The sequence below is a fragment of the Caballeronia sp. PC1 genome, assembly GCF_021353155.1.
Taxonomy (GTDB): Bacteria; Pseudomonadota; Gammaproteobacteria; order Burkholderiales; family Burkholderiaceae; genus Caballeronia; species Caballeronia cordobensis.
Genome location: NZ_JAJUBH010000003.1, coordinates 457,239 through 470,506 on the forward strand (window position 1 = coordinate 457,239; position 13,268 = coordinate 470,506).

14 protein-coding genes are annotated in these 13,268 nt (G+C 64.2%); 3 read left to right on the forward strand and 11 right to left on the reverse strand.

Translation table 11 applies throughout. The features are described 5' to 3' along the window. Positions 1-8 precede the first annotated feature (8 nt). The 7 genes from LY284_RS26720 to LY284_RS26750 form a co-directional block, all read right to left on the reverse strand. A complete protein-coding gene (locus LY284_RS26720; RefSeq protein WP_233389086.1) occupies positions 9-767 on the reverse strand; it encodes a glucose 1-dehydrogenase in 759 nt (252 codons plus the stop codon). Positions 768-882: 115 nt separating this feature from the next. Then, a complete protein-coding gene (locus LY284_RS26725; protein ID WP_233389087.1) occupies positions 883-2,124 on the reverse strand; it encodes a cytochrome P450 in 1,242 nt (413 codons plus the stop codon). A 31-nt stretch (positions 2,125-2,155) separates the two neighbouring features. Further along, on the reverse strand, positions 2,156-3,373 hold the full coding sequence (locus LY284_RS26730) for a porin (RefSeq protein WP_077160434.1): 1,218 nt from the start codon (positions 3,371-3,373) through the stop codon (positions 2,156-2,158). Between the two features lie 85 nt (positions 3,374-3,458). After that, positions 3,459-3,935, reverse strand: coding sequence for an acyl dehydratase (locus LY284_RS26735; protein WP_233389089.1), 477 nt, complete (start codon positions 3,933-3,935; stop codon positions 3,459-3,461). Positions 3,936-3,975: 40 nt separating this feature from the next. Continuing rightward, positions 3,976-5,124, reverse strand: a complete 1,149-nt coding sequence (locus LY284_RS26740; RefSeq protein WP_233389091.1) for a CaiB/BaiF CoA-transferase family protein — start codon at positions 5,122-5,124, stop codon at positions 3,976-3,978. Next, complete coding sequence (locus tag LY284_RS26745) at positions 5,121-6,128, reverse strand: ketopantoate reductase family protein (RefSeq protein WP_233389094.1); 1,008 nt, start codon at positions 6,126-6,128, stop codon at positions 5,121-5,123. The genes LY284_RS26740 and LY284_RS26745 overlap by 4 nt, the downstream gene beginning before the upstream one ends. 161 nt (positions 6,129-6,289) lie before the next feature. Then, entirely contained in the window at positions 6,290-7,222 is a 933-nt protein-coding gene (locus tag LY284_RS26750) for an AraC family transcriptional regulator (RefSeq protein WP_233389096.1), read from the reverse strand. Positions 7,223-7,329: 107 nt separating this feature from the next. On the opposite strand from LY284_RS26750, the gene LY284_RS26755 reads away from it, so the two are divergent. Genes LY284_RS26755 through LY284_RS26765 form a run of 3 tightly spaced genes read left to right on the forward strand, consistent with a single transcriptional unit; the run spans position 7,330 to position 9,314 of the window. Next, a complete protein-coding gene (locus LY284_RS26755) occupies positions 7,330-8,127 on the forward strand; it encodes an SDR family NAD(P)-dependent oxidoreductase (protein ID WP_233389098.1) in 798 nt (265 codons plus the stop codon). A gap of 19 nt (positions 8,128-8,146) precedes the next feature. Continuing rightward, on the forward strand, positions 8,147-8,353 hold the full coding sequence (locus LY284_RS26760) for a hypothetical protein (RefSeq protein ID WP_041733577.1): 207 nt from the start codon (positions 8,147-8,149) through the stop codon (positions 8,351-8,353). A 1-nt stretch (position 8,354) separates the two neighbouring features. Beyond that, positions 8,355-9,314 (forward strand): LysR substrate-binding domain-containing protein, encoded by a 960-nt coding sequence (locus tag LY284_RS26765; protein WP_045459578.1) that lies wholly within the window; start codon positions 8,355-8,357, stop codon positions 9,312-9,314. Here the strand turns inward: LY284_RS26765 and LY284_RS26770 are convergent. The 4 genes from LY284_RS26770 to LY284_RS26785 are packed head-to-tail and all read right to left on the reverse strand — an operon-like array spanning position 9,311 to position 13,191. Next, positions 9,311-10,474 (reverse strand): CaiB/BaiF CoA-transferase family protein, encoded by a 1,164-nt coding sequence (locus tag LY284_RS26770; protein WP_233389100.1) that lies wholly within the window; start codon positions 10,472-10,474, stop codon positions 9,311-9,313. The two genes, LY284_RS26765 and LY284_RS26770, sit on opposite strands and share 4 nt — an antisense overlap. A 1-nt stretch (position 10,475) precedes the next feature. Then, positions 10,476-11,723 (reverse strand): NAD(P)/FAD-dependent oxidoreductase, encoded by a 1,248-nt coding sequence (locus tag LY284_RS26775; protein WP_233389102.1) that lies wholly within the window; start codon positions 11,721-11,723, stop codon positions 10,476-10,478. Beyond that, complete coding sequence (locus LY284_RS26780) at positions 11,720-11,971, reverse strand: ferredoxin (protein WP_233389103.1); 252 nt, start codon at positions 11,969-11,971, stop codon at positions 11,720-11,722. The genes LY284_RS26775 and LY284_RS26780 overlap by 4 nt, the downstream gene beginning before the upstream one ends. Positions 11,972-12,015: 44 nt before the next feature. After that, positions 12,016-13,191 (reverse strand): cytochrome P450, encoded by a 1,176-nt coding sequence (locus LY284_RS26785; protein ID WP_233389106.1) that lies wholly within the window; start codon positions 13,189-13,191, stop codon positions 12,016-12,018. Positions 13,192-13,268: the final 77 nt, after the last annotated feature.

Sequence of the window (13,268 nt, forward strand, 5' to 3'; positions counted from 1 at the left end):
GCAGTCATTCAGCGCGCAGTCGCGCCGCCGTCGATGGGCAGCGCCACGCCGACGACGAAAGATGCGGCATCGGAGCACAGCCACACGACGGCATCCGCGATTTCCTCCGGTTGCGCCATGCGGCCGAGCGGATTGGCCGTCTGCGCACGCGCGAGCAGTTCGTCGCCGAAGCGGGCGCGCGTCAGCGCCGTTTCGACCAGCCCCGGACACACCGCGTTGATGCGAATGCCTCGCGCCGCGAACTCGATCGCCGCCGCCTTCGTCAGCCCGACGACACCGTGTTTCGCCGCACCGTAGACGCCATCGGAAGGCACGCCAACGAGACCCGAGCGCGACGCATTGTTGACGATCGCGCCCTTCCCCGCGATCAGCATGTGATCGAGCTCGGCCTTCATGCAATGCCACACGCCTTCCAGGTTCACGGACATCACGCGGTCCCAGTTCTCCTGCGTGGATACATGCAGGCTTGCAGCGCGATCCGGCGCGCCCGCATTGTTGAACGCCATGTCGACCGCGCCGAAGCGCTCGACAGCCGATCGCATCATGGCCTTGACGGACTCCGCATCGGTGACATCGACCTGGATGAACATCGCTCGCGCGTCGACTTGTGTTTCGATTAGCTTGACGACTTCGACGCCAGCCGCTGCATCGGCGTCCGCCACGACGACGGCCGCACCGCCGCGGGCGAATGCAATCGCCGTGGCGCGGCCGATGCCCGACCCGCCGCCCGTGACCAGTGCCACCTTTCCAGCCAGGTTCCGACTCATTGCCTTCCCTCTTTCGTTATGCCGCTATCGCCAGACTGGCAAACAGCGCGATCAGCGCGTCGAACGTCGCATGCCAGACCTTTCTGTACGGTTGCTTGTTCATCGCGGTCTCCCTCTACCAGCGGACAGGCAAGGCCTTCAATCCGTAGACGAAGGACTTGTCCTTGTAACGCAGCGCATCCTCGGGTACGGCCAGTTCGAGATGCGGAAAGCGTTTGAAGATCGTTTCGAACACCACCTGAAGTTCGAGCCTCGCAAGCGGCTGACCAAGGCATTGGTGAATGCCGAACGAGAATGCGACATGCGATTGATCTTTCGTATCGCGGTGTATGTCGAAGCTTTCGGGTTCGGGAAACGCAAGCGGATCGTGATTCGCACCGTGGAGAAGCGCCAGCACGCCCTCGCCCTTGCGAATCAACTGACCGCCGATCACGACGTCTTCCGTCGCAACCCGGTTCGAATTCATGTGCGTGATCGAATGAAAGCGCAGCATTTCCTCGACGGCGCCCTTGACGAGCGACGAATCGGCCATCAATGCAGCGCGTTGCTCGGGATGCTGAAAGAGGCTCAGCAGCCCGAGGCCGATCTGATTCGCGGTCGTCTCGTGTCCGGCGAGATAGAGCAGCGTCGCCATCTGCACGGCGTCCGCGTGCGATACCTTGCCGGGATTGATCCATTCGATCGCCATCCGGCTCAACAGGTCGCTGCCGTCGCCGGGATCGCGCTCCTTTTCCAGCAAGAGCGCGTCGATGTATTGATTCATATGCTTCGCCGACCGCGTCAATTCTTCGGGTGCGATCGACAGATCCATCCGGTTGCCACTCCATTTCTGCAGCTTGTCGTGATCCTCATAAGGCACGCCGAGCATGATCGAAATGACGAGTGACGGCAGCGGCAGCGCGACAGCCTCGATGAAGTCGGCCGGTGCGCCGTGGCGCTCCATGTCGTCGAGGAGCTCATCGAGCGAACGCTGAACCAGCGGGCGCAATGCCTGCATGCGCTTCGCCATGAATTCCTTCGTGAGCGTCCGGCGATAATGGCCGTGCTCGGGCGGATCCATCGTGATGAAAGTCTGGTACGACTTCGACTGCGCGGCCCGCGACGGCGAGACGAACGGAAAGCCCGGCGTCAGCGGCGAGGCGCTGAAATGCGGGCTCGTCATGACCTCGCGGAAGTGCTCCATGTCGGTGACGAGCCACGCGAGACTGCCGTCCCACAGACTGACCTGAACGACGGGAGCCTGCTCACGCAACGTCGCGTATTGGCTCGGCGGCGCCAGCGGCGCGGCGCCGTCTCGCGGCCACGGAAAGCGCTCCGTGGCGAATGGGCATGTAGCAGTAGTCTCGAGCATGTTCATTCGTTCCTCGCAATGTGTTGGAGATCGCGGTCTAGAACCGGTGCCGCATGCCCACACGCAGCACGACCTGATGCGGCGTATTGGATGGCGTGATCGTCAGATAGGACGCCACGGCGGGTTGTCCGGTTGAATCCACGCCGGATGCGATCTGGTAGTTCGCCATGAAATAGACGTCGGTTCGCTTCGAAAGAAAGTAGTCGACCGAGGCGTTGAACATGTGGTACTTCGCACTGTCCTTGCCGTCGATCGCGCCGCCCACGAGATAGTCGTACGAGCCGTTCAGCCAGAGGAACGGCGTGATGGCGTAACGCGCAAACACGTTGTAGCTGTTGAATGCGGCATTCCCCGTATAACCGCGTGGATTGGTCAGCGCGAGATTGCCCGACGAAGGCGAGTTCAGATCGCCGAACGTGATGTGCGAATAGTCGAAACCGACCGTGACACTCTGGAGCGCGTATTGGACCGCGGCGCCCATGACCTGGTAATACGCTGCCGACGCGAAGGCGCCATACACCGGGTTCGTCTGAACGCCGCTCGTCGCGCCCAGGTTATTCGCGGTGGCCGAGCTGTTCGGGTTGTTCCCGAAGAATGACCGGTTCGGATCGCGAGCGCGCAGATAAGCCACGGCGCCCGTGAACGAGCCATTCGAATAGGAAGCGCCCGCGGAATAGATGCTGTTCGTGCCGAACGAACCCGCGACCCCGCCGAAACTGTACAACCCGCCAAACTTGAATCCGCTATAGGTATTGCTGGTGAATTTGACGGCGTTGTTCACCCGGTACGTGTTGCCGAAGTTATTGATGTCGTTGCCGTGCAGCGCATACGTGCCGTTGCCCACCGCGCCGGTGATCGGCCCGATGAAATCGACAGCCGAGTCGTACTGACGGCCGATCGTCACGGTGCCGTAGGGCGACGCGAGACCGACATACGCTTGTCGGCCGAATATGTTGCCGCCCTGACCGAGCGCGCCCGTGCCGATATCGAAGCCGTTCTCCAATACGAAGATCGCCTGATAGCCGCCGCCGAGATCTTCGGTGCCGCGAAACCCGAGACGGTTGCCCTGCATGATGCTGCTGCTCATCGCGTATTGATGACTGCCCGTGCGTCCGCCGGGCGTCGCGGTCTGCGCATTGTTCACGAAGTTCAGACCGTAATCGATGATGCCGTAAATCATCACGTTGCTTTGCGCCGACGCCTGCGCCGATACAAACAAAACCGCGGCGGCTGACGGCCATCTCCAATATTTCATTGCTGTCTCCATGTCTCATATCTTCGAGACTTTGATTTGTAGTACTACATTAAAATCCTGATTTCGCCGATGTCGTATAACCGGTTCACCTCGCGCACAACGACAGGTTCGGCACGCCTGCAACAACCGCCGACCGGAACCGGTACAGCACGCTCGCACGCATGACCGGCCCGCTCAGAACATCGCATTCCATTGCACATTCGAGATGCAGGTGCCAGTGATCGCCCGCCGGCTGAACCGACCTGACCATTGCGCCGACGCGCAGACCCGAGCCCGTTGGAACGGGCGCGACGAACTGCACTTGCTCGATCCTGTGAAGCGCGACATTCAGCGTGTCCTCCAGCATGTAGATCTGCTGAAGCATCGGAATCAGCAAGGCGAGCAGGACGCTGCCCGGCACGAACGCCTGATTCGCGCCGTCGATGTGTCCCGTCGTCCGGTCATCGGTCCACGCGTCGAAGCGATCGAGCAGGGCCTGATCGACCTCGAACCAGTCGCTGTGACCCAGATGGATGCCCAGACAGGCACGGATGCCGTCGACGCCACTCAGGATGACAGGCACTGGTTTCTCCGTATCGGCAACGTTCGGCCGCTGGTTCTTGTCACGAGCCGAACAGTTCGGCATTGCCTTCGCCGAGCGCGGGCGCGGCCTGGCGGGGTTTGAACAGTTGCCCGTTGAAGCGTGCCGGGTAACGTATCGCCCGAACTGCACCCGCGGGCGTTTCCAGTTGCGAATACAGTTGGTTATGCCGCACCTGTGGATCGTTCAGATGCGCATCCGGCGCATTCACGGGGCCGGCCGGCACATCGAGCTCGCGAAAACGCGCGAGCCAGTGCGCGGTCGTCTGCTTCCTGAGCGGTGCTGCGATGCGCTCGAAAAACGCGTGCGTCATATCGCGCTTGCTGGTGATCTTCTTCAACTCGTCTTTCCATTCGGGATGCCCGACGGCTTCGAGCGTGCGGCTCAACTGCTTGCCCGACACGGGCGAAATCACGAGATACCCGTCGCTCGTCGCCAGCACCGGTTGCGGCGCGAGCGTTTCGGGCGATGCGTCGTCGATGAAAGCGCGGTTGTGGAACATGTCCGGAAAGTTGTAGTAGGACAGCATGTCGAGCATCGACGTCTCGAGATGAATCGCCTTCTGCGCACGATCGCGTGCGATCAGTCCCGAGAGCGCCATCTGCGCGGCGAAGATCGCGGCGACCTTGTCCGCGACGAACGTGTTCGTCGCGCGCGGCGTGCCGCCCGCGGCTTCGTAGCTGAGCAGGCCGGTGCGGCCCTGAATCAGCGCGTCGAAGGCCGGCTCGGCGGCGAGTTCGCCGTCCGCGCCGTACCCCGTGATCGAAAGCTGAACGATGCGCGGATTCAGCGCGCTCACCGCCTCGAAGCTCAAGCCGAGCGACGCCGACACATGCGGACGCCAGTTCTCGATATACAGGTCCGCGTCGCGCAGGAGCGTCTTGAATCTCGCGAGATCGTCCGCTGACTTGAGATCGAGCGTGACACTGCGCTTGCCGCGATTCGCATTGGTCCACACCGTCCCCACACCCTTCCAGCCGTGCCCGAAGTTGCGATACGGATCGCCCGTTGGCGGTTCGACCTTGATGACGTCGGCGCCGAGATCCGACAGCATCTGCGCGCAGAACGGACCCGAGATATAGCTGCATGCCTCGACGACCTTCACGCCGGCGAGCGGGCGTCGGAAGTCGTGGTCGTCTTGCGTCGCGGCTGTCGTGGATGCGTGTGTCATGCGTGTTGCTCCTGTGTTTTGAGTGCATGCGCCGCGGTGACGGCGCGCAGTTGCGCCATCGCGAGCACGGCGTCGAGAACGGGGGTATCCACGTCTTTGAGATCGCGCAGCGCGCGAATCGAGCGGCTCAGCGGTTCGAGTTCGAGCGGACGGCCCGCCTCCAGGTCCTGCAGCATCGACATCTTGTGATTCGATGCACCGATGGTCAGCGCGATACGCCTGTCGGGCGCCGGCCCGATCGCAAGCCCCAGTTGCGCGGCAAGGGCATCGGCTTCGGTCATCGCCGCGCGAACGATGTTCAGCACGCCGCCCGCTTCCGCCATCTCTCCCAACGTGCCTTGCGTGAGCAGCGCAACGGGATTGAACGCGAGACTGTTGACGAACTTCACCCAGATCGCAGAGCGAATGTCCTTGTTCACCTTCGATTCGATGCCGCTCGCGCAGAGCAGCTCACTCAGCGCGCGCACGCGAGGCGAGTCGCTGCCGTCGAGTTCGCCGACCGGACAGCCTGCCTTCGCGCCGTCCTGCACGATGACGCCCGGCGCGCTCGCATGCGCACCGATCCAGTAGACACAGCCCAGCACCTGCGCCGGCGGAATCGCGCGCCATTGACGCCCGTCGCGATCGAGCGCGGGCAGTTGCCGCCCGTCGAAAGGTCCGGGAAACGCGTGAAAGAAATAGTACGGAATGCCTGTGGTCGGCGGCAGCACCGTGGTGCGCGGGCCGATCAGCGGCGCGATCTGTTCGAGCGCTTCATCGACCTGATGCGCCTTGAGCGTGATGAACACGTAGTCCTGCACGCCCAGTTCGCGTGTGTCGGACGTGGCGCGCACGGGCACCGTGAATGTCTCGTTCGCGGTCGTGACGCGCAGCCCGCCGCTGCGGATGGCGTCGAGCGTCCTGCCTCGCGCGACGACACTCACTTCGCAGCGTCCGGCTCGCGCGAGATGCGCCGCCAGATAGCCGCCGATTGCCCCGCCTCCGAAAATGCATACCCTCAGCATGGTGCGCTCTCTTGCGAATTCGATGAACCGCGCCTTGCATCGCTTCCGGAAGAAGCGACTGCCGACGCCGCGATGAGCACAAGATACGGGCGAGCCCTGCCAAAGGGGAAATACTAAAAAACGATGATTCAAGCAGATCGGCGTATAGCTGCGAACCCCCGCTATTGCGCGGGCTGTTCGCTTCGTCTCGCGCGCCTGAAAGCCGCGGGCGCGACGCCCACGCTACGGCTGAATGCCGTGCTGAAGGCGCTGTCCGAGTAGTAGCCGATCGATAGCGCGATATCGATGATCGGGCGCTCGCTGTTGATGAGCGCATCCTTGGCGAGCGCGATGCGCCAGTTCGACAGATACGTCGCCGGTGCAACGCCGACACGCTCCGCGAAGCGCCGCGCGAAGGCGGCACGCGACATGCCGACTTCCTTCGCGAGACTGTCGACGGTCCAGTGACGCGCCACGTCCGCGTGCATCCGCTGCAGCGCGAGGTGAATGTTGGGATCGGCCATGCCGCTGAACCAGCCCGCTTCGCGCGCGTCGATCTTCGTCAACGGACGGCGCCATACTTCGACCAGCATGATCTCGACGAGCCGGCTCATCACGAGGTCATGACCCGGAAGGTCCCAGCCGGACTCGTCCCCGATCAGCGCGATAAGACGCGAGAGCCGTCCCGCTTCTTCATCCGACGAACGGATGTGCAGAAAGTCCGGCAGCATGCCCGAGAACAGCGCCGTATGCTCGGGTCCGATCTCGAAGTAGCCGCCGACGAGCCGCACCTTCTCGCCGCCAAGCCCTTCGTCCCAGCGCACGTATTGATCGTTTGCGACGTGCGCTTCCATCGCATGCAGCGTGCCGATGGCGTCGGGATCGCTCACGAGGCAGTAGCGGGCCGTCGCGCGCATCAGCAGATAGTCGCCCTGCCGCAGCAGGAGCGGCTGGCCGTGGCGCGGCACGTACCAGCATTGCCCCGCGACGACGAGGCAGAACACGGGTATGTCCCGGCACGGCACGCTCATGCCCCATCGGCCCTGCGCGTCGACCGTTCGCCAACTGATCGCCTGCGGCCGCATGAGCCGGATGATGTCGGTGAGGATGTCCATGTTGAGACGATCGATAAACTTTCAGAGACAGCCTCTTATAGATTAACTCACTTCGTTGCTTTACCTTGTCTCTCATCAAGCAGAAAAAAACAGAACGGAGACACGCAATGAAGCTGAAGGACCGGGTCGTCGTGGTCACGGGCGCGGCGCAGGGCATGGGCCGCGCAATCGCGATCGAGGCAGCGCGCCAGGGCGCCGCATGGGTCACGCTCGCGGACCTGCAGGCGGACCGCGGCGCGACGGCCGCTCACGAGGTCGAAGAAGCCGGCGCGAAAAGCTGCTTCATCCGCACGGACTTGTCGGACACCGATGCGATCCGCCACATGATCGACGAAACCGCGCGCCTCGCGGGCGGCATCGACGTGCTCGTCAACAACGCCGGCGTCACCGACGACGGACTGACCGGCCGCGCCCCGACGATCGAAGACCTGCCCGAAGCGGTATGGGACACGGTCATGAGCGTGAATCTCAAGGCGATGTGGCTCGCGAGCAAGTTTGCCGCGCCGTGGCTGCGGAAATCCACGAAGAGTCCGGCCATCGTCAATGGCGCGTCGGTGGCGGGCAGCGTCGCGTATCCGGGTTTGCCCGCGTACGCGGCGAGCAAGGGCGGCGTCGTGATGCTGACCAAGGCGATCGCGCTCGATCTCGCCGATGCGGGCATCCGCTGCAACGCCTACGCGCCGGGCGCGATCGACACGCCGATGCTCGGCCATAGCGTCGAGCACGCGCAGGACCGCGAGAAGGCCCGCGCGCGCCTGTGGGGCACCCATCTGCTCAAACGTCTGGGACGGCCCGAAGAAGTCGCGAAGCTCGTGTGCTTCCTCGCGTCCGACGAAGCGTCGTTCTCGACGGGCAGCACCTTCAGCATCGACGCCGGCACGCTCGCGTGGCGCGGCGTCCACTGACCGCAAGCACGGTGACGCGATGCGAGCGACCCACACGCGCGGCGCGAAATCGATGCTGGCATGCCGCCTGGCTCGCACGTTGTCTCTCGCGCTGTATATGAGCGACCCGATTCGTCAGATGGCCGACGAACGCCTTGTTGCGGCGTACGTCGGCGAGCCGGAATCGAATCTGCGTGAGGCGGTCGTCGCGACCGGCCGCACGCGACCAGCAAGGAAGGAACGCTGACATGAACATGCGCCAACTCCAGTACTTTCTCGCCGTGGCCGCCGAGCTGAACTTCACGCGCGCTTCGGAACGCGTGAACATCGCGCAGCCCGCATTGAGCGCGCAAATCATCGCGCTGGAAGACGAACTGGGCACGCCGCTTTTCACGCGCGAGAAACGCAAGGTGTTGCTCACGCCCGCCGGGGAAATTCTCGTCGAGCACGCGCAGCGCGTGCTCAACACGGCATCGGCGGCCATCGCGGCGGTGCGCGCGTCGGGGCGCGGGGCGCAGGCGCATCTCATCGTCGGTTCGATCTACACGGCCATTTACTGCTTTCTGCCGAACACGCTGCGGATCTTCAATACGCTCGCGCCGAACTCGGACGTGAGCCTGCAGGAAATGACGATCTCCCAGCAAATCGCGGGGCTCAAGGAAGGCCTGATCGAAGTCGGGCTCGTGCGCGGCCATGTTTTCGATCACAACATCGTGACCGAGCTGCTGTATCGCGAGTTGCTCGTGGTGGCCGTGCCCGCCGGGAGCGAGTACGACGTTCCGGGACCCGTCGACCTGCGCGATCTCGCGAAGTGGCCGCTCATTGCGGTCGCGCGCGGCACGGCGACGGAGCGCGGCTACGGCGACAAGATTCTCGATATCTTCGAAGACGCGAACCTCAAGCCTAACGTCGCGAAAGAGGCCTACGACATGCATACGTCCGCGTGTCTCGTCGCGGCGGGCGTGGGCGTCGCGGTCGTGCCGGCCATCATGCAACTGATGCAGCCGCACGGCGTCGCCTACCGGCCGCTTGCCGTCGAAACCGCGGGTGTCTCGCTGTCGCTCGCTTGGCACAAGGACCGCGTGCCGCCGCTGCTCAACGCGTGGCGCGAGGCCGCGCGCGCGAACGCGGCGCAACTGATCGCGCGTCATCCGCAATACTTCATCGATACCTCGTCGCCGCGTCTCGTCGAAGCCGCCGCTGCTTAAGGCGCTCGACACAGCCAAGCATCGATCTCTTCGCTGTGCTCGCCCAGACGCGGCGCCGCACGCATGTCGGCGGGCCGCGTGCCGTGAAACCTCACCGGCAGGCGCATCTGAAGCGTGCCGCCTTCCGACGGATGCACCCCGTGCTCGAAGAAACCCACTGCCGCCAGATGCGGGTCCGCGAGCACACCATCGAGATTCCGCACTTCCGACGCGGGAATATCGCACTCTGCGAAAAGCATGAGCCAGTGGCGCAACGGCTTGTTCGCCACGATGCGGGCCATCTCCGCGTGCATCCGGTCGAGCGCGTGGAAGCGTTCGCGCGCCGTGCACAGCTTTTCCTGTTCGAGGAAGTCCGCATGCCCCGTCACGTCGAAGAAGCGCACCCAGCGTTCGTCCGTGTACGGCGCGACCGCGATGTAACCATCGAGACACTTCAGCGGCTGGCGCAGCGGATCGAGCTGGCGCGGATAACCGGCCGCATCCGTCGGCGGAATGAACGCGCGGCCATAGAGATGCTCCTGCAACAGGAAATGCGTGAAGCTCTCGAACATGGGCACCTCGACGCTCTGCCCCTGCCCGGTCCGTTCCCGGTGCAGCAATGCGCCGAGCACGGCATACGTCGCGTGCAGGCCGGCGACTTTATCGGCCATCGCCATCGGCAGATAACGCGGCGCGGGATTGCCGTCGGCGCGCGGCAGCAGGCTCGCCGCACCCGATGCCGCCTGGATGATGTCGTCATACGCGGGCCTGCCCGAATACGGACCGCCTTCGCCGAAACCCGTGCAGTGCACGTAGACCAGGCGCGGATGCAGCGCGCGGATCGTGTCGTATCCGAGACCCAGCCGCTCGATTGCGTCGCGCCGCAGGTTGTGGATGAACACATCGCAGCGCGCAAGCAGACGCAACAGCGAGGCCTTGCCGCGCAGCGTCTTCAAATCCCATACGACAGAGCGCTTGCCGCGATTGAGCGTCATGTGCGCCGGTCCCATGCCGCGCGTTTTCGCGGGCCGCCCGACGCGCCTGATCTCGTCGCCGCCGAGCGGTTCGATCTTGATGACATCGGCGCCCATTTCGGCGAGCGTCGCCGTGCAATACGGGCCGAAGATCACCGACGTCATGTCGAGAATGCGGATGCCGTCGAGAATGGGCGGTGCAGCCATGTCAGACTGCCTCCTCAAGCGTCAGCAACAGCTTGAGGTCGAATGACGGATCGGCGGCCTGCTCGCGCGTCGGACTGATGCGCCTGTGCAGCAAGCGCCGCGCGGCCATGTGCTCGGCGGGCCGGTTGCACGATTCGACGCCCGTCAGCCGATGATGCCGGTAGCGGAACACCGAGAACGCGCCGGATGCGGGATCGCCGCGCACGACGCTGCTGTCGAGCCTTCGTGCGACGCCCGCGATCTGCAGCCGCGCGCCGCCCTGATCGCTCCAGAAGACGGGCGTTTGATCGTAGGGCGTCACGTCGCCGAGCAGCGCGCGCGCCACATGCCGCGCCTGATCGACCGCGTTCTGCACGGATTCGAGACGCAGCAGATCGCCGCCGTCGAACGCGTACGGAAACGCCGCGCAATCGCCGATGGCGGAGATCGCCGGGTCCGATGTGCGCAGACGCTCGTCGACGATGATTCCGTTGAACGCGGACAGACCGCACGCCGTGGCGAGTTCGCCGTTCGGCACGACGCCGGCGGCCACGAGCACGAGATCGGCGTCGAGCCGTGTGCCGTCCGCCAGCTCGACGGCGCACGCATGATCGCCGCGGCCGAGAATGCGCTCGACGCGCGCATCGAAGGAAAAACGCACGCCCGACGCCTGATGATGCGCGGTGAACGCCGTCGACATCTCCGCCGAAATCGCGCGCTTCATTACGCGGTCCACGGATTCGACGACATGCACGTCGCAGCCCCGCGCGGCCGCGATGCTCGCGACTTCCAGGCCAAGAAAGCCCGCGCCGATCACCACGATGCGCTTCGCATCGCCGAGTGCCGCCTTGAGCCGATGCGCATCGCCCACCGAGCGCAGCGACACGACGCCGTGCGCCGGCTGCGTCGCGAACGGCAGCGAGCGGTTGCGCGATCCCGTCGCGAGGACGAGATGATCGTACGGCACGATGCGCCCCGACAACAGCGCAAGACGACGGCGCTGGCGATCGATCGCGCCGACGCGCTCGCCGGCCAGCCGCTCGATGCGCGCATCGTCGAACCAGTGTGCTTCTTCAAGGCTGAGATTGTCCGCCGCGACATCGCCGGTCAGGAAGCTTTTCGACAGCGGCGGCCGTTGATACGGCAGCGCCGCTTCGTCGCCGACGAGCGTGATCGCGCCTTCGTAGCCTTCGTCGCGCAAGGAAGCCGCGACCTGCAGGCCGGCCTGCCCCGCGCCGACGATCGTCACCGATTCGGGCCGCGCGTTCACTGCCCGCTCTCCTGCGCGCCTTCATCGCCGGTCAGCTTTTCGACCTTGATCGCCTTCGACGGGCATTTGCGCGCCGCGCCGAGCACCTTTTCATAGAGCGCCTCGTCCGGTTCCGTCTGCAACAGCTTCACGACGCCGTCCTCGTCGCGCTGGTCGAACACATCGGCCGTCGACAGCACGCACAGTCCCGCGCCGACACACACGTCCTGATCCACCGCGACGCGCAGTTTGAAGTTTCCGTTTGCCATGCCCTGCTCTCCTTCATCGCTACGATGAGCGCGCTTCCAGTTGATTACCAGGTGACCGGCAAGGCTTCGAGGCCCTGCACGAAATGATCGCCCTTGCCCTTGATCTCTTCGAGCGGCACGGCAAAGCGCAAGTCCGGCATGCGTTCGAAGAGCGTTGCAAACACGACCTGCAACTCGACGCGCGCGAGCGGCTGGCCCAGGCACTGATGAATCCCGTAGCTGAACGCGACGTGATGATCGGCCTTGCGCGTGATGTCGAAGCGATCCGGCTGCTCGAACGCCGTGGCGTCGTGATTCGCGCCGGAAATCAGCGCGATCACGCCGTCGCCCTTGCGGATCGTCCGCCCCGCCACTTCGACGTCTTCCGTTGCGACCCGGAACGCGTTGTAGTGAACGATGGTATGAAAGCGCAGCATTTCCTCGACCGCATTGCGCAGGAGCGATGGGGTCTCGCGCAGCAGCCGCAACTGGTCCGGGTTGGTGAGGAAGCTGAACACGCCGAGCGCCATCTGGTTCGCGGTCGTTTCGTGGCCAGCCATCAGCAGCAACTCGGCCATGATCACCAGTTCGCGATGCGTCAGATGCCCCGGCCGGACCTGCTCGACGATCAGCCGGCTCAGCAGGTCCGTGCGGTTGTCGGCGTCTTTCGCGCGCTCGGTGATCAGCCGGTCGAGATACGAGAGAATGCGGTCGGATGCCGCCTTCGGAATCGACGGATCGACATCGAGCAGCACCTTGAGGCGGCTTTGCTCCTGAAAAAAGCCGTGATCGCACGCGGGCACGTCGAGCAGGCCCGCGATCACTTCGGAGGTCAGCGGCAAGAAGAGATCTTCGACCAGATTCGCGGGCGGACCTTTCTCCAGCAGTTCGTCGATGAGCCGGTTGAAGATCGAGTCGATGCGCGGGCGCATTTCGCTCACGCGCTTGATCATGAACTCCTTGGTCAGCATGCGCCGAAAGTGACCGTGCTGCGGCGGGTCCATGCGGATGAACGCGGGCTCCAGATCGAGCACGGCATTGCGCGCGGGCGAGAGGCTCGGAAAGCCGTCGATGTGCGGATCGCCGCTGAAGCGGTTGTCACCGAGCACGGCGCGCACGTCATCGTAACGCGTGAAAAGCCATGCGTCCTTGCCGTCCCACATCTGTACTTTCACCGGTCCCGGCTGCTGCTGAAAATCGCGATACTCCGCGGGCGGAACGAAAGGACATTGCCGAGGCATCGGGAACGCCGGCTTGCTGAAAGGACATCCAGACATCGCGCCTCCCGTCAGATCGATTGAATGCTTGAGTTCATTTG